This window comes from Corynebacterium jeddahense, from assembly GCF_028609865.1.
Lineage (GTDB): Bacteria > Actinomycetota > Actinomycetes > Mycobacteriales > Mycobacteriaceae > Corynebacterium > Corynebacterium jeddahense.
Window position 1 is genome coordinate 1,868,787 of the sequence record NZ_CP063194.1, and the last position, 20,623, is coordinate 1,889,409.

General features: G+C 66.5%; 20 protein-coding genes and 1 tRNA gene. 7 read left to right on the plus strand and 14 right to left on the minus strand.

Annotated elements, in window-relative coordinates; genetic code table 11:
• Positions 1–2: 2 nt before the first annotated feature.
• Complete coding sequence (locus CJEDD_RS09035) at positions 3–992, plus strand: hypothetical protein (RefSeq protein WP_042407464.1); 990 nt, start codon at positions 3–5, stop codon at positions 990–992.
• Here the strand turns inward: CJEDD_RS09035 and CJEDD_RS09040 are convergent.
• From CJEDD_RS09040 to wecB, 4 genes are all read right to left on the minus strand, one after another.
• The gene (locus CJEDD_RS09040) at positions 977–2,350 is read right to left on the minus strand and encodes a glycosyltransferase family 4 protein (protein ID WP_052333798.1); all 1,374 of its coding nucleotides are present in this window, start codon (positions 2,348–2,350) and stop codon (positions 977–979) included. The two genes, CJEDD_RS09035 and CJEDD_RS09040, sit on opposite strands and share 16 nt — an antisense overlap.
• A gap of 11 nt (positions 2,351–2,361) precedes the next feature.
• Entirely contained in the window at positions 2,362–3,678 is a 1,317-nt protein-coding gene (locus CJEDD_RS09045; RefSeq protein ID WP_273657488.1) for a glycosyltransferase family 4 protein, read from the minus strand.
• 19 nt (positions 3,679–3,697) lie between these two features.
• Positions 3,698–3,771, minus strand: a tRNA-Ile gene (locus CJEDD_RS09050).
• Positions 3,772–3,841: 70 nt separating this feature from the next.
• Positions 3,842–4,987: a non-hydrolyzing UDP-N-acetylglucosamine 2-epimerase gene (gene wecB, locus CJEDD_RS09055; protein ID WP_042408444.1), complete on the minus strand. Its 1,146-nt coding sequence runs from the start codon at positions 4,985–4,987 to the stop codon at positions 3,842–3,844.
• A gap of 143 nt (positions 4,988–5,130) precedes the next feature.
• On the opposite strand from wecB, the gene CJEDD_RS09060 reads away from it, so the two are divergent.
• Positions 5,131–5,406, plus strand: coding sequence for a hypothetical protein (locus tag CJEDD_RS09060; RefSeq protein ID WP_042408447.1), 276 nt, complete (start codon positions 5,131–5,133; stop codon positions 5,404–5,406).
• A 6-nt stretch (positions 5,407–5,412) separates the two neighbouring features.
• Here the strand turns inward: CJEDD_RS09060 and CJEDD_RS09065 are convergent, their stop codons facing one another.
• The 7 genes from CJEDD_RS09065 to CJEDD_RS09095 all read right to left on the minus strand — a co-directional run bounded on the left by CJEDD_RS09065 (position 5,413) and on the right by CJEDD_RS09095 (position 12,480).
• Positions 5,413–6,348, minus strand: coding sequence for a Ppx/GppA phosphatase family protein (locus CJEDD_RS09065; protein ID WP_042408450.1), 936 nt, complete (start codon positions 6,346–6,348; stop codon positions 5,413–5,415).
• Positions 6,345–6,890 carry a DUF501 domain-containing protein gene (locus CJEDD_RS09070; protein WP_042408452.1) on the minus strand — a complete coding sequence of 182 codons (546 nt, stop codon included), beginning with the start codon at positions 6,888–6,890 and terminating at the stop codon, positions 6,345–6,347. The genes CJEDD_RS09065 and CJEDD_RS09070 overlap by 4 nt, the downstream gene beginning before the upstream one ends.
• A 44-nt stretch (positions 6,891–6,934) precedes the next feature.
• On the minus strand, positions 6,935–7,882 hold the full coding sequence (locus CJEDD_RS09075; protein ID WP_042408454.1) for an NAD-dependent epimerase/dehydratase family protein: 948 nt from the start codon (positions 7,880–7,882) through the stop codon (positions 6,935–6,937).
• A 78-nt stretch (positions 7,883–7,960) separates the two neighbouring features.
• Positions 7,961–8,536 (minus strand): septum formation initiator family protein, encoded by a 576-nt coding sequence (locus tag CJEDD_RS09080; protein ID WP_042408456.1) that lies wholly within the window; start codon positions 8,534–8,536, stop codon positions 7,961–7,963.
• 12 nt (positions 8,537–8,548) lie between these two features.
• A complete protein-coding gene (locus CJEDD_RS09085) occupies positions 8,549–10,192 on the minus strand; it encodes an SWIM zinc finger family protein (protein ID WP_042408458.1) in 1,644 nt (547 codons plus the stop codon).
• A gap of 115 nt (positions 10,193–10,307) precedes the next feature.
• Entirely contained in the window at positions 10,308–11,585 is a 1,278-nt protein-coding gene (gene eno, locus CJEDD_RS09090) for a phosphopyruvate hydratase (RefSeq protein ID WP_042408460.1), read from the minus strand.
• Between the two features lie 55 nt (positions 11,586–11,640).
• On the minus strand, positions 11,641–12,480 hold the full coding sequence (locus CJEDD_RS09095) for a lytic transglycosylase domain-containing protein (RefSeq protein ID WP_081764564.1): 840 nt from the start codon (positions 12,478–12,480) through the stop codon (positions 11,641–11,643).
• Positions 12,481–12,632: 152 nt separating this feature from the next.
• On the opposite strand from CJEDD_RS09095, the gene CJEDD_RS09100 reads away from it, so the two are divergent.
• Entirely contained in the window at positions 12,633–13,082 is a 450-nt protein-coding gene (locus CJEDD_RS09100) for a hypothetical protein (RefSeq protein WP_042408465.1), read from the plus strand.
• Here the strand turns inward: CJEDD_RS09100 and CJEDD_RS09105 are convergent.
• Complete coding sequence (locus tag CJEDD_RS09105) at positions 13,079–13,675, minus strand: MazG nucleotide pyrophosphohydrolase domain-containing protein (protein ID WP_042408468.1); 597 nt, start codon at positions 13,673–13,675, stop codon at positions 13,079–13,081. The genes CJEDD_RS09100 and CJEDD_RS09105 overlap by 4 nt on opposite strands.
• Positions 13,676–13,709: 34 nt before the next feature.
• Between CJEDD_RS09105 and CJEDD_RS09110 the strand changes: the two genes are divergently transcribed.
• Positions 13,710–14,357 carry an 8-oxoguanine DNA glycosylase OGG fold protein gene (locus CJEDD_RS09110; RefSeq protein WP_042408473.1) on the plus strand — a complete coding sequence of 216 codons (648 nt, stop codon included), beginning with the start codon at positions 13,710–13,712 and terminating at the stop codon, positions 14,355–14,357.
• Positions 14,358–14,633: 276 nt separating this feature from the next.
• On the opposite strand, the gene dnaG is transcribed toward CJEDD_RS09110, so the two are convergent.
• Positions 14,634–16,592, minus strand: a complete 1,959-nt coding sequence (dnaG, locus tag CJEDD_RS09115; RefSeq protein ID WP_042407320.1) for a DNA primase — start codon at positions 16,590–16,592, stop codon at positions 14,634–14,636.
• Positions 16,593–16,627: 35 nt separating this feature from the next.
• Between dnaG and CJEDD_RS09120 the strand changes: the two genes are divergently transcribed.
• Both CJEDD_RS09120 and CJEDD_RS09125 read left to right on the plus strand, forming a co-directional pair.
• Positions 16,628–17,035, plus strand: a complete 408-nt coding sequence (locus CJEDD_RS09120; RefSeq protein ID WP_042407317.1) for a guanyl-specific ribonuclease — start codon at positions 16,628–16,630, stop codon at positions 17,033–17,035.
• Positions 17,032–17,283, plus strand: a complete 252-nt coding sequence (locus CJEDD_RS09125) for a hypothetical protein (protein ID WP_042407314.1) — start codon at positions 17,032–17,034, stop codon at positions 17,281–17,283. The genes CJEDD_RS09120 and CJEDD_RS09125 overlap by 4 nt, the downstream gene beginning before the upstream one ends.
• Here CJEDD_RS09125 and CJEDD_RS09130 read toward each other — a convergent pair.
• Positions 17,280–18,563, minus strand: a complete 1,284-nt coding sequence (locus tag CJEDD_RS09130) for a deoxyguanosinetriphosphate triphosphohydrolase (protein ID WP_042407312.1) — start codon at positions 18,561–18,563, stop codon at positions 17,280–17,282. The genes CJEDD_RS09125 and CJEDD_RS09130 overlap by 4 nt on opposite strands.
• Positions 18,564–18,583: 20 nt before the next feature.
• Between CJEDD_RS09130 and CJEDD_RS09135 the strand changes: the two genes are divergently transcribed.
• Positions 18,584–20,623, plus strand: coding sequence for a TPM domain-containing protein (locus tag CJEDD_RS09135; protein ID WP_042407310.1), 2,040 nt, complete (start codon positions 18,584–18,586; stop codon positions 20,621–20,623).

Genomic DNA, 20,623 nt, shown 5'->3' on the forward strand with positions numbered 1-20,623 from the left:
CAATGGAACTCTCTTACGAGCAGAAACGGGAGTACCGGCGCAAGCTGATGCGGGTGCATCGCGACGTCTCCAGAGCAGTCGCTGTGTACCAGACGCCAGCGTTGTTCAATTCCCCAGACGATTCGCACGTTGCACGGGAGAGAGCAGTCGGTTTCTTCCCCACCATACAAACGGTGTGGCACGACATTGATGCGTTTGAGGCCGCAAAGCGTGTGCGCAAAGGGGTGCACTCACTCTGGCACGGCGGCCTCCCCATTGATTTCGAGCTCACGCGGAATCGCGCGGACGTATTGTTGGTCGTGTTCCACGGGGCGCTCGAGCTCAATGCGGCGCTGCCGATCTTCTCCGGCGCGAACGTGTCCAGCGGTTTGAACCTGGCAAGACTCTCATTCACGGACCCTTCCTTGTATCTCTCCCCCGAATTGCCGTTGGCGTGGCATGCCGGAAACCGGTTCCAGCCGGATCTGCAGCAGGTCACGACAAGGATCATTCGCAAAACTGCTGCTTCGGTTGGCGCGAAGCGGATTGTGCTGTTCGGCTCCTCAGGCGGCGGATTCGCCTCGCTCGTACAGGCTGCGGCAATACCCAGTGCCACAGCCTTGATAGCCAATGCCCAGACCAACGCGTTGCTGTACCACGAGGATCACGTGCAAACGTTCATCAACCTTGCCTGGGGTGGGGACCGGGATGCGTTCCTCGCAGCGGGAGGGTATTCGGCGATCGACAAACTCGGTGAGGCTGATCGGGTGCCGCGGATTCTGTACATGCAAAACTCCACCGATGTCTTCCACATACGCGGGCACCTCGATCCCTTTGTCAAGGCCTTCGGTGATAGCCCCAACATTCAGCTACTGTTTGGCGGCTGGGGCGACGGCCACATCGCTCCACCGAAAAGTGTCTTCCACGCTGCGCTTCGGGCGGTGGTGGAAAATGACGAACTTGCGCTTAGATCGCTCGGTTTCACATCTGCGTCGAGCTACAAACTCGCGTAGAGCTCGGAGTACGTGCCGGCGGCGTCCGCCCACGTTGGGAGGCTAGGAACAGCTTTCCGGGGGGCGGCAAGGGCCATCCGTATCGCCTGTGCAAGTGCAGCTGGATCGCCAGGCGTGAAGTAGAACGCTTTTTGCCTGGTCACTTCCCGCAGCGCGGGCAGGTCTGAAGCCACTACGGGGATGCCAAACGCGTGTGCTTGGAGCGTTTTCATCGGTGTGACCGTACGAGTGACGGGCGTGTCTACGCGGGGTGAGACAAACACGTCGAGCGCGCAGTACCAGGGGGCGATTTGGGTCGTAGGTTGGCGGCCTGCGAACACCACTCGATCCGCTAGTCGTTCCGTGGCGGCGAGCCTTTTCAGCGCTGGCAAGTAAGTGCCGTCACCGACCAGTAGTACCGCCACGTCTCGGGGTAGGCGATGAAGCGAACGGATGAGGGTATCGAAGCCCTCGTACTCCACCACCGAGCTCACGGCTCCGACATACCGTCGCTGGGGCAGCTTGAGTACGTGGCGGGCTTCCTCCTGGTCTATCCGTTTCGCGGGCGAGCCGGCATCGATCGCGTTCGGCACTACAACGATGCGACCGTGAACGCCGCGCGCTTGGATCGCCTCCTTGGAGGTTTGGCTCAGCACGACAACCGCAGCGGCTGCCCGCATCGCTTCCTCCTCCTTCGCCCGCGCGGCGTGAAAGTATGCGGACTGCTCCGGCTGAGATTCCGCTGGCTGGTACGCCGCCCACGTGGCCTCCGGCTCACCCCGAACTTCGTACACCCATGGGATACCCAACTTGGCGGCAGCGAGGGAGGTTGCTGCGGCGTTTGGCCACGGCGTCGTTGTGTGCAAGACGCTAGCGCCACGCTCCTCGGCTTCGCGGGCTATGCAATCGGCGTGCAATCGTACTTGCTTCGCAAATCGAAGGGGGTAGAAAGATGGGAGTACGCGGGCGTACTGGATGGCGTCGACAAGCTCAAAGGCTCCGGCTGGCATCTTGCCCACACTGACCGGATAGCCCAGCCTGGTGATCGCTGACGGGGATAACCCAATCTCTGCCTGCGCCTTGAGTATTTCGTGGCTGCGAATCGCGTATCCGCCGGTCGAGTGGGGCAGCGAGTTCGTCAGGACGTGCAGGACAGTGCCTTTAAAGCCCCCGTAGTCAGATTTGTAGATCGGAACCGCAAAATCTCCTGGAAGCTGTTCCCCAGCCGATCCCCACAGGCGAAGGGGCCGGCCGGTAAGCCGGGTGCTCACCTTCGATGCAAATGCCGCCGGATCTCGTGCGATCTGGGCAGCAAAGCTGCTGGCCGCAAGTGGGGCAAACTGCGCGCGACTAAACGTGTATCCTGCTCGCTTATTCATATCCGGCTCAGTCAGTTTCGGCGCGAGTGGACCCAGTAGACCCACTCCACGCATTCCAGCAACGTTGCAGGCGCGGCGCTCTCCCGTTGCTGGTGCACCCACTCAGCCCCTTTTCTGGGCACCTGCAGCCGCGAGCGATCGCGCGCAAGGTCGACCCACAATTGCGCGAGCGCCTGCGGATTCTCCGGCTCAACCACATCGCCAGCCTGGAGGGTTGAAATGATATCCGCGGTCTCTCCCGCCACAACGCCCGAGATGTGCAGCCCCTGATCCATGAGCTCGTACGTCTTCGACGGCACCGCATTGGCCAATGGGGCCCAGTCCGTCAGGTGAACCAATGCAGTATCGGCCCACTCATAGCACTCCTCGAGGAGATCGGCGCCGCGACGCTGCTCAAACACCGCGTCTATTCCGAGCCGATCCGCGGACTGCATCAACTCCTGCTTCGCCGCACCGGCACCCACAAACCGGAGATGCACTCGCACGCCGAGGCGTTCTGCCTCCTGCGCAGCCAGCAGCGCGTTGAACAGGTTCTGGGCGCGACCCAGTGTGCCCGCGTAGAGCACATTGAGTTGGTCCGAGGAGCCGGAAACATCGACATGCTTTGATATCAGTGTTTCGGGCGGAAACACGTTTCTGACCGTATAGGTCCGGCGGCCCTGAGAGGTACGCCGTTGCAAGTCATCCGCGAGGTAGCTCGATGTGGAAATAACGGCTGCTGAGTGCTGCAGAATTCGATCTAGCCAGACATCGGTTGCCTTGATGGCCACCTGCAGAGGCCCTTTGGTTAGCAGCCGCTGCCGCAGAGACGGCCGTCCCGTGGAGGCATTCCACCGGTCTGAAACGGTGAGTAGCTCGGGCCACGCGTCCCGCAAGTCGATGATGTACGGAGCCTTGAATCTCCACGCAGACACGGCGGTAACCAGAGCAGTTGGCAAAGCCGGCACCGTACCTATCACGATTTCGGGCTCAAAGTCCGCGAGTGCGCCCCTCCGTCGAAAAATAACATACAGACCGCCCGCGGCCACGGCGAGCTGATTAAGCACCTTTTTGGTTATCGACGAACCCCCGGGCACATACCCAGACCGCACAATAACCCGTCCTGGCTGCCCATCTCGCAGCTCAATGCGTGAACGGTAGCCCTTTTGCGCACACCACTCCTTCACGCCCACGTTGCGGAGGTAGTGCGGCGGCGGGGCAACGACGATGACCTCGTGCCCCGCGTTTTCCAGTACCCTAGTCAGCCATGCCCAACGCCGCTGGGGAACACCGTTTTCGGGGGCCCAGTACTGGGTAATGAGAAGGATTCGCAGAGTGTTCCTCCTCAAACGACTCGTCTTGTACGGGTGGGGCCAGCGGGGCTCGAACCCGCGACCAGCGGATTATGAGTCCGCGGCTCTAACCGACTGAGCTATAGCCCCTACTGGCAGTTAGCCATCCAATACTATAACCCGCGACTGGAAGAACAGACGAAACGCTCAAGTGCCAGGACTACTGCTGCTCCGTGTCCCTAGGCTCGAACTCGGCAACACGTTCACCGACACCCGTGAGTGCAGCGATCGCGGCCACGGCGCGAGCCGCGGCCTTGCCATCACCGTACGGGTTAACCGCGTTGGCCATGGCTGCGTAGGCGGCTTCGTGATCGAGGAGGTTTGACGCCTCAGCCACGATTCGCTCACGATCCGTTCCTACCAGCTTGACCGTGCCTGCAACGACGGCCTCGGGGCGCTCCGTGTTCTCGCGCATCACCAATACCGGCTTTCCCAAGGACGGCGCTTCTTCCTGCACTCCGCCAGAATCTGTCAGCACGATGTGGGCCATGGACAGCAGTGCGGTGAACTGGTCGTACGGCAAAGGGTCGGTGATGATGACGTTGCGCAGATCTTTCACCTCTGGCAGCACTGCTTCGCGCACCTTGGGGTTGAGATGGAGCGGAAGCGCAAAGGTGTGATCCGGGTATTTCTTGGCCAAATCCTGTACGGCGCCACCAATCTCAGTCATAGCATCAAAGTTTTCTCTACGGTGAGTGGTAACTAGTATGACGCGCTTGTCTCCACCACGGAGGGCTTCAAGGTGGGGATCCTCGAAATTGACGTCCCACTCGGAAGCGGCCAGCAGCGCATCGATGACCGTATTACCTGCAACTACGATGTCCTTCGTCCGGAAGTTTTCGCGTCGCAGGTTTCCCTTTGATTCCGCGGTCGTCGCGAGATGCAGACTGGCTACCTGGCCGATGATTTTCCGATTTGCTTCCTCCGGATACGGCGAAAAAATATTTCCCGTACGGAGTCCGGCTTCGAGATGTACGATTTTCACGCCACGGTGGAACCCTGCCAAGGCCGCCGCCATGGCAGTGGAAGTATCGCCTTGAGAAATTATCGCATCTGGTTGCTCTCGAACGACGATCTCATCAAGTCCAACAAGGGCACGGGAAACCAATTCGTTAAGAGACTGGCCCGGCTTCATCAATGCCATGTCGTAGTCTGGTACAATTCCGAAACGCTTATTTACCTGCTCCAACATCTCGCGATGCTGGCCAGTCGAGACAACGACGGTCTCAAAGCGGTCGTCGTCCTGCAAAGCGCTGACAACTGGTGCAACCTTGATCGCCTCTGGCCGAGTGCCATAGACTGTCATGATTTTGGGCTTTGATGCAGCCACGGGTTCCTCGCAAACTTCATTGTGAAAAAAGCTAGCTATTTACAACGTATTACACGGCTGGCTTATGCAGCGCCTTTAAGGATATTTTCTATTCTCAACTCACAGGTAAGATAACTTGCATGTACCAATACGCCATCGGAGCCGCGGCTGGCTACGTCCTCGGTACGAAAGCTGGTCGCAAGCGTTATCACCAGATTGTCAATGCCACCCAGGCCGTCGTGAATTCGCCCGTGACGAAGCAGATTACCGACTCCGCACGCAAGGCGATTGCCAACAAGATCGATCCCGAACCGCGGATGCGGGAAGTAAAGGATCTGAACAAGGGCCGGAAGCTCCGAGGAAAGCAAAAGCCCGAGGAGCTCGAAGATCAGTTATACGAACCTGACGAGGATTAACCGGTTCTAATCGCGCGACAGGTCGGCGACGATCCCGTCGAGGATGTCCTTCTCACTGATCACAAAGCTTGACGCGTTCGCTGCTTTCTCAAAGGCATCCATCATCTGCTCCACCACTGTGGAGCCTGAGCCGATGACGTCCGCGCGGCCTGGGTGCATCACAGGGTTCTCTAGGCGCTGCACGGCGGTCTTGCTGCGCAGGCTCGCGGTCACCTCGCGCATTCGCCCGAAGGGAACCCCTGACATGTGGATCGCCTCCGGGTCATAGGTGGGCAATCCCTGTGCTAAGGCAGAGAGCGTCGTAAATGTCCCAGCGCAGCCAACAAAGGTGCGCGCGGTATCGAACGGCACCTCTGCGGCGGCCTCGGCGATCCGCTCGTCGATGTAGGCGCGCGCAGCGTCGGTTTCCTGCTGCGTTGGCGGATCGGTGCGCATGAACCGTTCCGTGATGCGCACACATCCCATTTGAGTGGACTTGGCGTGTAGACCGGAATCTGTTTCCATCACAAATTCGGTGGAGCCGCCGCCGAGATCTATCACGCAGAACGGCCCTCGCGACGCGTCTAGGTCTGCTGTAGCGCCGCGGAACGACAGGGCTGCCTCTTCCTCCCCAGTAACGACTTCAGCGACTGCTCCGGGCTGGATGCGGCCGAGGATTTCGCGGGTCATGGCGAAGAAGTCCTCACGGTTGGCGGCGTCGCGGGTGGCGGAGGTGGCCACCATGCGCACGCGGGTAACGGATTCGCGCTCCATTTCCTCGACGTAGTCCGCAAGGGCGACGCGGGTGCGCTCGATAGCATCCGGGTTGAACTTCCCGGTCTCGTCGACGTCTTGGCCGAGACGAACGATGGTATTTCTGCGCGAGACCTCGCCGGCTTCGGTGTCGTGGATGAGCAGGCGGATGGAGTTGGTGCCGCAGTCAACGGCTGCTACGCGGGTCATGCCAGCCCCTCCCCCGCTTCCTCGAGGGTGATAGCGAGGTCATTCAGTGTCGGCCAGTCCGCTGGGATGGCGGTACCGCGCAGGTTGCCGTGTTCGGCGGCAAGAGCCACTCCCTCGGTGCCGAAGCGGACGCGCTCCGGGCCCTCGGCAAGGGCGTAAGCGATGAGCACGTGGAGGCACTTCACACGCTCCGGCATGCCGCCTCCGGAAAACTCGGTGCCCAGGTCCTCGATCTCATTGCGTTCGGTGAGGTAGTGCTTGTGGGCGGACTGGTAGTCGCGCTGAAGCTCCTCGGAGTCCGCGAGACGGGCCTCCATCCACTTCATCACTTGCGCGGCCTCAAGGCGGGACGCCTCGGCGGTCAGGCGGGGGTCGGTGAGGTAGTACAGCGTCGGGAAGGGCGTACCGTCGTCCAGTTTGGGGGCGGTCTTGATCACGGCGGGCTGGCCGTCGGGCGTGGTGTAGGACACCTCGAGCGCGCCGCGGGGGACGCGACCGAGCTGCTCGGCTACTATGTCCAGTTGCTCTTGCGTGGGTTGCATGAGGGTTATTGTCCCACGCCTCCGATTAGATTCGCTCGCGGCTCCTAGCTAGAGGCAGATTGATTACGGAAGTACTCAACAGTTCGGGCTACACCCTCGGCGAGATCTACCTCGGGTTCCCAGCCGAGAACGTCTTTCGCCTTATCGTAGCTGAGCGCAGAACGGGCCACGTCCCCGAGACGAGCGGGCTCGTCAGCGGGGTTGTCCTCGGCACCTACAGCTGCGGCAACTGCGGTGTGCAGCGCGCGATCGGTCGTCTCCACGCCTGTTCCAATGTTGAAACGCTCTCCATCCCCCTTCTCACCCGAGGCCAGATAAAACGCGCGCGCAACATCACCGACGTAGACGTAATCCCGCGTGTTTGTCCCGCCCCCAAACACCCGAGTCGGCTTCCCATCTAACAAGCCGCGAGAAAAGATTGCGACAACGCCAGCTTCCCCGAATGGATTCTGCCGTGGGCCGTACACATTCGCCGGTGCGATGAAGCTTGTTTGCAGGCCGTAGAGAGCACGAAAAACGTTGAGGTAAAGCTCACCTGCAACTTTGGAAGCGGCGTACGGCGACTTGGGGTCAACGTGCAACTGCTCGGTTGCGGGTAGCTGCTCAGGCTCGCCGTAGATCGATCCTCCGGAGGAGGTGTGGACAACTTTGCGCACGCCGGACCGCCGCGCCGCGTCCGCGAGCCGAATGGTCGACGCGATATTCATCTCGGCGTCCAGCAGCGGGTCTTCCACAGAGCGGCGAACATCGATTTGCGCCGCGAGGTGAAAGACGACCTCCGGTTCCACTCGCCGAAATACGGCTTCGAAATCGGCATCGCGAATATCTTGTTCGAGGAGCTCTGCCGCGCCGGATTCGAGGTGCTCTGCAATATTCTCGCGCCGCCCGCTGCTGAGATTATCGATCACGGTGACCGCGTGTCCCTCTGACACCAGCAGATCGACGAGGTGCGAGCCGATGAATCCCGCTCCACCTGTAACAACAGCCTGCATATGCGAAAATCCTTTTCTTCTCAGCGTAGCCAAACAGGCTCAGTCTATAACGAACGGTTCTTACTCGTTGATCGTGGGCTATTCTCCCACAGGCTCCTCTGCCGATGGCTCCTCAGCGGGCGCGGCCGGCGCCTCGGGAGCCACAGGGGCGGGCGAAGCTGCGTCGTCAAGCGGTGTGCCCTCGGCGGGGCGCAGCGAGTCCCACATCACCTCGGGCCAGGAGCGAGTGTCGGGGATGTCTTCCTTGCCGGTGGTGATGTTTTCGGGGGCGGACATGCGGGGGTCGATGATGCGCCAGGCCGTCTCGCCCTCCTCCATCACGCCGAGCCGGCGGCGGGCCTCCTGTTTGATAAAGGCGTCGTCGTCGTACATGGCGATGTCGCGCTCGAGGGCGTCTTTCTGGGCCTGCAGCTGGGTGATGGACTCGTTGGCGCGGGCGATCTCGGCGCGGCCCTCGTAGTAGTTGCGCAGCGGCGCGGCGATGGCCATGAGCACGAGGAGTACCACGGCGATGAGGACGACCACGCCCACCATGTCCTGCTTCGGCAGGGCCCGCGAACGGCCGCGGGCCGCCTTCTGCGCGGCGCGCTCGGCGTTTTCCTTGTCGCGGCTGGCGACGGGGACCTTGCGCGGGGTGGCGGGGCGGTTCTTCATAGCCTGCAGATCTTAGATCCGCTCGAGGATCTCGCGGATCGCGGCGCGGCCGGCGTAGCGCTCGCGCATGTCGGCGATGAGGGCCTCGAAGCGCTCGAGTGCGGCGGCGTCGTCGGCGACGAACTTGCGGATGTCGCGCAGCTCGGACTCCAGGCGCTTGTAGCTGGGCAGGTCGCCGGCGGCGGCGAAGTGCTCGGCGAGCGTGAACATGAGCTCGGTGCCGCGGGCGCGGTCGACGTTCACGCCGATGGCGGTGCCCATCTCGAAGACGAGCTCCGGGTCGAGCTCCTCCGGGCGCGGGTGCTCGGTGGCCACGGCGTAGCCCAGGTCGAAGTCGTCGAAGCGGATGGCGTAGAGCAGCTGCAGGTTGGCGCGCAGCCAGCTCGGGGCGGATTCGATGACCCCCATGGCCATCTCGGGGGTCACGCCGTCCTCGGCGAGCAGCTCGCGGAAGCCGCGGCCCGGGTGGGCCTTCGCGAACTTCGTGCGGAACGCGAGCAGGCTGCCGGGGCCGAAGTAGCGGTCGAGGCGGCTCGTGAGGGCCTCCAGCGACACGCCGGTGCCACCGAGGCCGAGGCGCTTCTTGCTTACACGCTCCGCGGCGGCCTGGGTGAGCAGGTCACGCGCGTCCTCGTCGCGGGCGCGCTCCTCGTAGAACTCCAGCAGTTCGTCTCCGGAGAGCATCTGCTCGAGTGCAGTGTCGTCGCCGCGCAGGCGGGCGATGCCCTCGCGGAGGTACTCGAAGGAGTCGTCGTAGTGCGCGTGGGTGTCCTGCTTGTCCAGGCGGTTCTCAATCTCGTCGACGGCTTCGATGTCCAGCCACTCGGCGTAGTCGTCCAGGTCAGGCTCGCCGAATCCGTACTCCTCGAAGACGAGGGAGCTGATCCACTCCACGACCTCGCCCGGCGTCGGCGGGGACTGCCGGTACGCGGCGAGGTGGAGGATGATCGCGGTGCGGTAGGCGTCTGCGAGGGCGCCGTAGGAGTCGTCGGTACGCAAGAGCATCTGGCCGATGCCCTCGGTGGCGGACTCGAGCGGGACGACGAGCTCCGCGCCCCAGCCGCGGTCGATACAGGCGGAGCAGACGTCGAGGAGATCGAACCACTCCTGCGCCGCCTCCGCGGTCAGGCGCGCGGACCAGCCTGGGTTCTTGCGGGCGAGACGCTGTACGCGCTGCGAGATGCGCTCGCCGACTGCCCGCGGGCCCCCGCGGTGCTCGGCCGCGCCGACCTCGAGGGAAAGGTCGATGCGCGGCTGGGCGACGCGCAGGTTTCGCACGACCTGGATGAGCTCTTCGCGCGACAACGCGGCGAGGTAGGTGTCCACCTCGTCGTCGAAGACGGCCTCCGCGGCGGCCGCGGCCTGCATCGCGGGGTCGAAGATCTCGCCGCCGCGCTCGTTGATGAGCTTGAGCGCCGTGGCCACCGCGTGGCGGCACCACTCGTGCTCGATCTTGCAGTCGCACGTGGCCACGAGGTCGGTGCCGTCGAGTTCGAGGCAGACGTGGTACTCGTAGGGCGCGGTGACCTTGGCGCGCACGACGTCGTCGCCGCGCTCCACGATCTCCACGCGCCCCGGGTCGATCTTCTGGCCACGGTCGAAACTCGCGTGGTCGGTGCGCTCGGCAATGGTGTCCACCGTCAGGTTGTCAAACATGGTTCCTACCTTACGGTGGCAGTTGGCTCCCGCGAGGCGGAACCGCGCCGGGGTTTCCGTATTCACGGGGAGCAACGATACCTGTTGAACCTTCGGCTCGTCGATAAGCTAATGCTTATTTGTTGAAGCGCGGGAACGCGGAGCGGCCCGCGAACTCGGCGGCCGGGCCGAGCTCCTCCTCGATGCGCAGCAGGCGGTTGTACTTGGCCACGCGCTCCGAGCGCGCCAGTGCGCCGGTCTTGATCTGGCCGCAGCCGAGCGCCACGGCGAGATCCGCGATGGTGGTGTCCTCGGTCTCGCCGGAGCGGTGCGACATCATCGTGCGGTAGCCGTTGCGGTGCGCGAGCTCGACGGCGTCGAAGGTCTCGGTGAGCGTGCCAATCTGGTTCACCTTCACCAGCAGCGCGTTCGCGGCCTTCTCCTCGATGCCCTTGGCCAGGCGCTTCGGGTTGGTAACGAAGAAGTCGTCGCCCACGATCTGCACCTTCTCGCCGAGCTCGGCGGTGAGCTTGGTGTAGCCGGCCCAGTCGTCCTCGTCCAGCGGGTCCTCGATGGAGATGATCGGGTAGTTCTCCACGAGCTCCGCGTAGACCTTCGCCATCTCGTCAGCGGTGTGGCGGCCGCCCTCGAAGTTGTAGTGGCCGTCCTCGAAGAACTCGGAGGAGGCGACGTCGAGCGCGAGCGCGACGTCCTTGCCCGGGGTGTAGCCGGCCTTCTCGATCGCCTCGACGATGAGGTCGAGCGCCTCGCGCGTCGAGCCCACGGACGGAGCGAAGCCGCCCTCGTCGCCGAGGCCGGTGGAGAGGTTCTTCGCCTTGAGCACGCTCTTCAGCGCGTGGTAGACCTCGGTGCCCATGCGCAGGGCCTCGCGGAAGCTCTCCGCACCGATCGGGGCGATCATGAACTCCTGGACGTCCACGCCGGAATCCGCGTGCGCGCCGCCGTTGAGGATGTTCATCATCGGCACCGGCAGCAGGTGCGCGTTCGGGCCGCCGATGTAGCGGTACAGCGGCAGCTCCGCGGCGTCGGCGGCGGCCTTCGCCACCGCCATGGACACGCCGAGGATCGCGTTCGCGCCGAGCTTCGACTTGTTCTCGGTGCCGTCGAGCTCGAGCATCAGCGTATCGACGATCCTTTGGTCGTCCGCCTCCAACCCCGCGAGCTCGTCGACAATGACCTCGTTCACGTTATCGACAGCCTTCTGCACGCCCTTGCCGCCGTAGCGCTCGTCGCCGTCGCGAAGCTCGTGCGCCTCGTGCTCACCTGTCGACGCGCCTGATGGCACCGCCGCGCGACCACGGGAGCCGTCCGCGAGCAGCGCCTCGACCTCTACGGTGGGGTTGCCGCGGGAATCCAGGATCTCGCGGGCGAAGATGTGCATGATGTCGGCCATGGTGACTCCTTGATACGTAGAGTGCAGTTGTTCCGCAGACCAGTGTAGCCCCGCGCTAGCGGTGGGCGGGTTGGTTCTGCGCGTAGTTCGCCGCGGCGTCGCGCACCTTGGCCACGTAGTCGTTCGACTGGTTGTAGGCGAAGATGGCGTCGCGCCACCCCTGCTCCGTGGCGAGATCCCTGGTCGCGCCGCCGGAGTTGCACAGCAGGTTCGCGGTGCCGAGCGCGGCGTCGTCGATCTGCTGCGGGTCCGCCTTGCCGTCGCCGTTCGCGTCGCGGCCGTAGCGGGCCCAGGACTCGGGGATGAACTGCATGGGCCCCACCGCGCGGTCGAACTCCGGGTCGTTGTCCAGCTCGCCGCCGTCGGTGTCGCGCACGAGCGCGAAGTTCTTCCCGTCGAGCGCCGGGCCGATGATCCGCGGGACCGGGTAGCCGTTCTCGTCGAGCTTCGAGTTCTCGAAGATGCCCGTATACGTGCCGTGGCGTGTCTCCACCCAGCCGATGCCGGCGAGCGTGTTCCAGCTCAGGTGGCACTCTGGCCACGCCTCCTGCGCGATGAGCGCGGCGTTCGCGTACGCCCGGATCGCCTGGCCGTTCACGTTGGTGGCGTTGCCGATGTCCTGGGACCAGTCGAAGAGCTGGTCGGAGGTGCGGCCGGGGGCGTGGACGTCGATACGCGGCGGCTCGGCGGCGGTCGGCGGCGGGACGGTGACCGGCACCGGCCGCAGCGGCTCGTGCGCGTCTCGTGTGCCGTGGGCGCCGAACGCGGAGAGCAGCCACGCGGCGAGCGCCACCACCGCGATGACGGCGGCGGCCGCGGCGACGAGACCCGCGCAGCCGCAGCCGCGGGCCACGCGCCGGGATGCTCGCCGGGATGCTCGCCGGGGTGCAGTCATGGGCGGAAAGTGTACCGGGCGCCAACGCCGCCGCGGCGCTCGCGCTCGCCGCTCGCTTCAACAGACACTTGAGTCGCACACGGCACTTGCGTCACAGGTAATGTATGCCGTGGACAACCGTCCTCTCCCCCGCCTTGAAAGGATCCCTCCCCATGCGCCGATTCGCTTCCGTCGCCGCCGCGGGCCTCGTCGCCGCGGCCGCCATCGCCGGCCCCGCCGCCCCGGCCCACGCCCAGACCCAGGCCCAGGCCCCGGCCCAGACCCAGGCCCCGTCGCTCGAGCTGATCAAGCTGCTCAACGGCGGCGTCGCCAACGCGAACTGCGACGTGCTGCGCACCTCGCTCACCGCCACCCGTATGGTCGGCCCGGACACCACGCGCGGCCAGCTCGTGCAGAACGTCAACGCCGTCGTGGGCCAGGACGCCGCGCTGCGCATCGCGTCCGCGTCCACCGTGAACACGCTTGCGGACCGCGCGCTGGAGTGCGGCATCGTCAAGCCCGACCCGGCCACGCCGCTCGACCAGTTCTTCGCCATGAGCTCGCAGCTGTCCTCGCAGGCCGGCCTGCCGGACATCCGCACCGTCATCGGCCTCGTCCGCTAGCGCTCGCGCGCCTTCCCCTCCGCCCACAGGCGGTCTTGCGTCTGCTTATCGACGAGCCCTTCGGACCCATCGAACAAATACGGCGCCCTGCGGCGCATCTTCTGCACGAACGCGTCGGCCACGTCGGCGAAGTCGAAGGCGCCGCGCTCCGCCGCGAGCTCGGCGTGGAAGAGCACCTGGAGGAGGAGGTCGGCGAGTTCTTGCTTGAGTTCGTCGTCAAGCGAACCGCTCTGGATCGCCTCCGCGACCTCCTCGGCCTCCTCCCGCAGGTACGGGAGGAGGCTTTTGTGCGTCATGGCCTGCTCCCACTCGCCGCGGCGGCGGGCGGCGTGCATGGTGCTCGTGGCCTGGTAGACGGGGTCGGCGAGGCTGGCGGCGCGCTCGACGGTGGCGCCGCCCTGCTCGAGGCGGCGCGCGTGCGCCTCGTCGGTGGTGATGAGCCAGTGGCCGTCGCCCTCGGTCGTGTCCAGCGCCCAGCGCACCGCGACCGGGACCTCCAAGGTGAACTCGACGGTGCCGCCGATGCGGCCGGCGAGGTGGAGGGGGATGAGGGTGGGCCAGCGGGGGTCGAGAAGCAGGACGGTTGCGGTCATGGTGGGCAAGTGTAGGGGCTTTAGAATGGGGCGCATGACTCAGATTGCAGAAGCCCTCGAGGCAGTGAAGCCGACGTCCGCCGACGTCCTGGGCGATTCCGTGACCTTCTCCCCCATCCGTTGGAAGACCGGGTGGCCGCACCACCTGCGTCGCGTGCCGCCATTTCGCGACGACGCCACCGCCTCCATCACGCGCTCCGAGGTCTTCGCGTTCGCCGCGGACGTGGTCGAGTCCGGCTACGCGCGCGAGCAGGTCATCGACTTCCTCGGCGCCTGCTTCGCCTACGTCGCCGGGCAGTCCAACGAGGTGATGCAGCTGCAGTCATTCCTGCGCAACAAGGGCAACGCCGCCCAGTTGCTGTCGGCGGTGCGGGGGCTCGAGGGCGCCTCGCCTATCGACGCCTACTCGTCCCTGCTCGCCACCGGCCTCGCGCCGAAGCCGGCGTCTGCGGTGGCGTACTTCCTCGCCGGCGAGCAGTCGCCGGGTGATGCGTCGAAGCCGGTGATCATCTGCTCGAAGCGCGCCGCTGTGGCTGGGCTTTCGTCGGAATCCGCCTGGTCCGCTGCGGAGTACGGGGAGTACCTCTCCGCGTTGAAGTCCGCGCGCGACGCGTACGATCCGTCGCTGCCGTTGGACGCCGTCGAGTGGGCCGCGCGTAAGTTCGCCGCCGACCAGGCGTAGGAACCTCGGCGTGGGTGGGGGGTGGTGTGTTGAGGGATTGAGGTCAACATTGTCCTAATTCCCTCTGACACACCCCGGCCGCCCTGTGCGAGCCCGGCCAGTGGCGCCGAGTCCCCCCCATCGCGGCAAAACCGGCTACCTACAACCGGCTACCCGGCGGTTTTGGGCCCGGTAGCCGGTTGTAGGTAGCCGGTTTCCGCGAGAATGCGGGGCGGGCGCGGGGCGGGGCGCGGGGCGGGGCGGGCCGGGCCGGCGCGGGGCGGGCGCGGCGCGGGGCTACCGGTTGCCGCGGAAGGCGCGGTCGTTGAGGTCGCGGCGCGCCTGCTCGAGGGCGACGAGGTCGGAGAAGAGGGCGTTGTAGGCCTCCTCGTCGTCGGAGGGGCGCATGCGCTGGAGCTGGGACTTCAGCTGCGCGATCTGGCCACCGACGCGCGTTTCTTGGAGGCGGGAGAGGACGGAGTCGGCGTATTCGTCGAGGTCGTCGGCGTGGATGGGCTCGACCGCGAGCTCGGAGACGAAGTTGCGGCCGGCGTAGTCGCGCATCTCCCCCGCCACCGAGGCGAGGAAGTTCGAGGCGTCGCCCGCGCGGGCGCAGCCGCCGGCGGCGGTGATGGCCTCGCGGACCTGTCGGTAGGCGTCGTGGGTGAACGCGTCGGGGTTGATGCCGTCGAAGTAGTTGCCCGCCGTGTCCGGGTGCTGCAGGGCGAGCTTGAGCGCCTCGCGCTGCGGCCACAGGACGGGATCGTCGGGGCGGGGCGGGATGAGGATCTCGGATTGGGTGCCGGGGCCAGCACCGGGGCCAGCACCGGGGCCAGCACCGGGGCCAGCACCGGAACCGGCGCCGGGGCCAGCGGGATCCTGGGACTTGGGCGCGCGCAGCTGCTTCTTCGGCTTCTTCGCGTTGCGGGCCTCGGCGCGGACCTGCTCGAGCACCTCGTCCGGGTTCGGCCAGCCCACCCAGCCGGCCAATCGACGGGCGTACTCCTGCTGCAGGACTTTGTCGTCGATGGTGGCGACGACGGGCACGGTGCGTCGTAACGCTTGGACGCGCCCCTCCGCCGAATCCAACGGGTAGTCCTTCAACAACGACTCGATGACGAACTCGTAGACGGGCACGCGGGAGGCGACGAGGTCGCGCACGGCGGCGTCGCCACGCGAAAGGCGCAGGTCGCAGGGGTCCATGCCGTCGGGGGCGACCGCGACGAAGGACTGCGCGCCGAACTCCGCGTCGGTCTGGAAGGCGCGCACCGCCGCCTTCTGGCCGGCCTCGTCGCCGTCGAAGGTGTAGATGAGCTCGCCGCGGAAGAAGCTGTCGTCGAGCATGAGGCGGCGGATGAGGCTCATGTGGTCGGCGCCGAACGCGGTGCCGCACGTGGCTACGGCGGTGTCCACGCCCGCGGCGTGCATCGCCATGACGTCGGTATACCCCTCGACCACCACGGTCTGGTGCTTCTCCGCGATGTTCTTCTTCGCCTTATCGATGCCGAAGAGCACCTTCGACTTGTGGTACAGCAGCGTGTCCTGGGTGTTGATGTACTTGCCCAGCGGGTCGTCGTCGAACAGCTTGCGCGCCCCGAAGCCGATGACGTTGGAGGCGGTGTCCTTGATCGGCCAGATGAGGCGGCCGCGGAACTTGTCGATGGGCCCGCGTTTGCCCATGGAGGACAGGCCTGCGTCGAGAAGCTCTTGCACCTCGAAGCCCTTGCGCAGCAGGTGCTTCGTCATCGGGTCCCAGCCGCGGGGCGCGAAGCCGCACTCAAAGTCGTAGATGAGCTCGCGGGAGAAGCCGCGTTGGAACAGCATGTCGCGCGCGGGCTTCGCGTCGGCGGTCTCGAGCTGCTCGCGGAAGTACTCGTGCGCGGCGGCGTTCGCGGCGAGGAGGCGCTGGCGCGTGCCCCGGTCCACGTTGCGCGCGCCCGTGGATCCGCCCTGGTAGTTGATGTGGTAGCCGATGTGGTCCGCGACCGCCTCGACGGCCTCGGGGAACGTCAGCTGCTCCATCTCCATGAGGAAGGAGAAGACATCGCCGCCCTTGCCGGTGGAAAAGCAGTGGTAGTAGCCGTGCGCGGGGCGGACGTGGAAGCTCGGCGTCTTCTCGTCCTTGAACGGGCTCAGGCCCTTGAGCGAGTCGTGCCCGGCGGGCTTGAGCTGCACGTACTCGCCAACGATCTCGTCGAGCGGCGCGCGCTGACGGATAGCCTCGATGTCGCTATCCGGAATCCTGCCCCTTGCCATGGCGCTCACTCTAGCGCGTGGCACGATGTTGCCCTATGAAACGCCCGCTCGCCCTGCTCGCGTGCCTGCTTTTAAGCAGTTGCGTATCGACGCCACCTTCGGACTCCCCCGCTTCCCCGAGCACCGCCGCCTCCCCGAGCACCGCTTCCGGCGTGCCCGCGTGCGGGAAGCTCCCGCGCGAGGCCTGGGACACCGTCGACCTCATCAAGGCCGGCGGCCCGTACCCCTACCCCGACAACGACGACAAGCGCTTCGGCAACTACGAGCGCCACCTGCCCGAGCAGCCGAAGAACTACTACCGCGAGTACACCGTGGACACGCCCGGCGCGCGCCACCGCGGGGCCCGGCGCGTGATCACCGGCGGGGGCGCGGACGGCCACGTCGACGAGTGGTTCTACACCGCCGACCACTACGAATCCTTCTGCCAGATGGAGGTCCGATGATGAACCCGATCTTTCTCGCCCGCCCGGTGCGCACGCTCGAGGACTTCGGCCGCGCGATCGCCAGCGCCGCGTTCGGGCCAGCCGGCGCCGCCGAGCGCCCCGCGGCGGCGAACCTCGACGCGCTCGCGGACCTGCTGCGCGAGACCCGGGTGAAGCGGGTGGTGGTGGCGGATTGTGGGCTGCCGGAGGCGTCGCTACGCAGTGTGCTCGAGGTGTTCGCGGACGAGGGCGTCGAGCTCGTGATCTAGATGAACCCCTCGAACGCGGCCGCCTTCTTCGCGGTGCGCTCGAGGCGGGACTCCGTCATGGAGGCGATCTGGTCGACGATGACGCGCTCGCGCTCCGCGTCCGTCTCCGCGGCCGCGAACCAACCCTGGAACATCGTGTCCAGGGTGCCCGGCGCGCCGGCGCGGAGGTACTCGTGCACGCGGTAGATGCGGTCGCGCTGGCGATCCTGGCGCGCCTGATGCGCGGGCTGGTCCATGACGTAGATGACGGCGACGGTCTTGAGCAGGCGGACCTCGGCCTCGACGTCGGGCGGGACGACGAGGCGCCCGTGCTGGCGTCCAAGGCCCGGCCCAGCAGCCGCGGGTTCCGCGAGTGCGCGGTTTCTTTCGTCCTCGCGCGTCGCCTTCGTCACCGCGCCAACGTAGCGCCCGACCAGCTGCGACGTGAGCGCCTTCAGGCCCGCCCACGCGCTAAGGGTGTAGTCGAACTCCGTGGCCGCCGCGATGGCGGGCAGGGCGCGCAGGCGGTCCGCGGCGTCGACGAGCGAGTCGGCGTCCCCGCCAAACGCCGCTGCGCCCTTCTCGGCGAGCGCGGCGAGCTCAACGAGGTCCCACAGCACGCTCAGCGAAACGCGGTCGGAGACGATGCCGTCCTCGACGTCGTGGACGGAGTAGGCGATGTCGTCCGAGAAATCCATCACCTGCGCCTCCAGCGGCGGCAGCGCGTCCGCGTGGCCCTCGCGCGCCCAGGCCAAAATCGCGGCGTCCTCGTCGTAGGCGGAGTACTTGCGGTTCAGCGACCCGTCCGCGTTCGTCCTTGTCCGCGGGTACTTCACCGCTGCATCAAGGGACGCGCGAGTGAGGTTGAGGCCGAAGGAGGTGCCGCCGACAAGCACCTTCGGCTCGAGGCGCGCCAGGATCCGCAGCGTCTGCGCGTTGCCCTCGAAGCCGGCGGGCGCGACCTCGTTGAGCGCCACCTCCCCGTTGTGGCCGTACGGCGGGTGGCCGATGTCGTGGGTGAGGCCGGCCATCTCGCACAGGTCCGGGTTGAGGCCGAGGCCCTCCCCGATGCCGCGCGAGATCTGAGCGACCTCGAGCGAGTGCGTCAGGCGCGTGCGCGGGGTGTCCCCGTCGCGGGGGCCGACGACCTGGGTTTTGTCCGCGAGGCGTCGCAACGCGGCGGAGTGCAGCACGCGCGCGCGGTCGCGGGAGAAATCCCCGCGCGAATCCGGCGCGAGCTGTGCGCCCTTCGGCGCCTCGGCCGCGCGGCGTGCAAGATCATCGGCGTTGTAGGCGTACACATCGCGCTACCCTAGTCGGCATGACTAGCCGCTACCTCCGTGTCCTCGCCGCCGGCGGGCTGTTGTGCGCCGCCGCACCCGCATACGGCTTTGCGACGGAAGCTCCGCCCACCCACGTCCTCGCCCAAGCGCCCGCCGCGCCCGCAGCCCCGGCGACGGCGACGACCGACTCCGTCGAACCCGGCCTGCTCACCCAGCCCGTCACCGACGACGCCGGCGTGCTCACCGCCTCCGAGCGCTCCGAGATCGAGTCGGCGATACAGAAGGTGAGCCAGACAAAGGGCAAGTCCGTGCGCGTGGTGTTCCTGCGCTCGTTCGGCCAGTACACGCCGTCGGCGTGGGTGGACAAGGCCGTCGCGGCGAACGGTTCGAACACGGCCGTGCTCGCGATCTCGCCGGACGAGCGCGCCTACAACGTCGGCGGCGGCGACGAGTGGACGCAGGACGAGATCGACCGCATGAACACCGCCGCGTACGCGCAGCTCACCGAGCTGAACTGGTCGGGCGCGGCGCTCAACGCGGTGAACGCGGTGGGGTCCGGTGGGGCGTCGTCAAGCAATGGCTCCGACGGCTCCGGCGTGGGCTGGGTGGCCGGCGGCCTCGGCGTGGCGGCGCTCGCGGGCGGCGGCATCTACGCGGCGACGCGCAAGGGTTCGAAGAAGCAGCAGGCGCAGGAGATCGCCTCGGCGAAAGCGCTCGACCCGGCCGACACCGACTCGCTCGGCCACCTGCCCACGCCGACGCTCGAGGAGGTCGCGCGCGACGCGCTCGTCTCCGCCGACGAGTCCATCACGCAGGGCAAACAGGAGCTCGAGCTGGCCACGAGCGAGTTCGGCGCGGATCGCGTGCGCCCCTTTACCTCCGCGATGAACGAGGCGACCGCGACGCTCCAGCGGGCGTTTGCGACGCACCAGAAGCTTTACGACGCCATCCCGGAAACCGAGCCCGAAAAGCGCGCCATGCTCGTGGACATCATCTCCTCATCCGGCCAGGCGGAGCAGGCGCTGCGCGACAAGACCACCGAGTTCAACGAGATGCGCGGCGTGCTCATGCGCGCCCCCGAGGAGGTGGACAAGGTGCTCGCGCGCACCGTGGACATCCGGGCGCGCCTCGAGCCGGCGTCGCGCACGCTCGAGTCGCTGCGCGCCCAGTACCCGGCCGAGATGCTCTCCTCCATCAACGACAACGTCGCGCTCGCTGCCGCGTCGCTCGACGAGGCGGAGAAGGCGCTCGGCGACGCGCGCTCCCTCGCCCAGCAGCCGGCGGGGCGCCAGGGCGCGCTGCTGGACACCCTCGCCGCGGCGACCCGCGCCGTGGAGATCTCCGACACCAACCTCGCCGCCATCGAGCACGCCGAGGAGAACATCCGCGCGGCGAAGGCGAACCTGCCCGCCCTCGTGGAGGAGATCAAGGGCGAGCTGCGCGAGATCGAGCAGGTCAAGGGCGCCCGTTCGCAGGGTGCTCGTATCGACGTCGCTTCGCTCGACGCCGTCTCCCACAAGGCACAGGCGGCGCTGGCCAGCATGGGCGACCGGGACTCCACCGACCCGCTGGCGCTCTACCAGGAGCTGACCAGCCTGGACGCGGAGATCGACGTCGCGCTCGACCGAGCGAAGGGCGTCGCCGGCGACCAGACCCGCGCCCTGCAGCTCTTCGACCAGCAGATGCAGGTCGCCACCGCCCAGATCGAGGGCGCCGAGGACCTCATCCGCTCCCGCGGGCGCATCATCGGCTCGCACGCGCGCTCGCTGCTGGCCGAGTCGAAGCGCCTCTACGCGCAGGCCCACCAGCTGCGCACGCGCGACACCCGCAAGGCGATCGAGTACGCCCGCGCCGCCACCGACACCGCGCGGCGCGCCGAGCAGGCGGCGCACGACGACCTCAACCGCTACCAGGCGGCGCGCAACCGCCAGACCGCCGACACCATGGCGCGCGCGATGCTGTGGGGTGCGATCCTCGGCGGCGGAGGCGGTGGAGGCTACGGCGGTGGTTATGGTGGCGGCTTCGGAGGCGGCGGGTTCTCCGGCGGGCGTCCCTCCAACCGCGGCGGCACGTTCTAG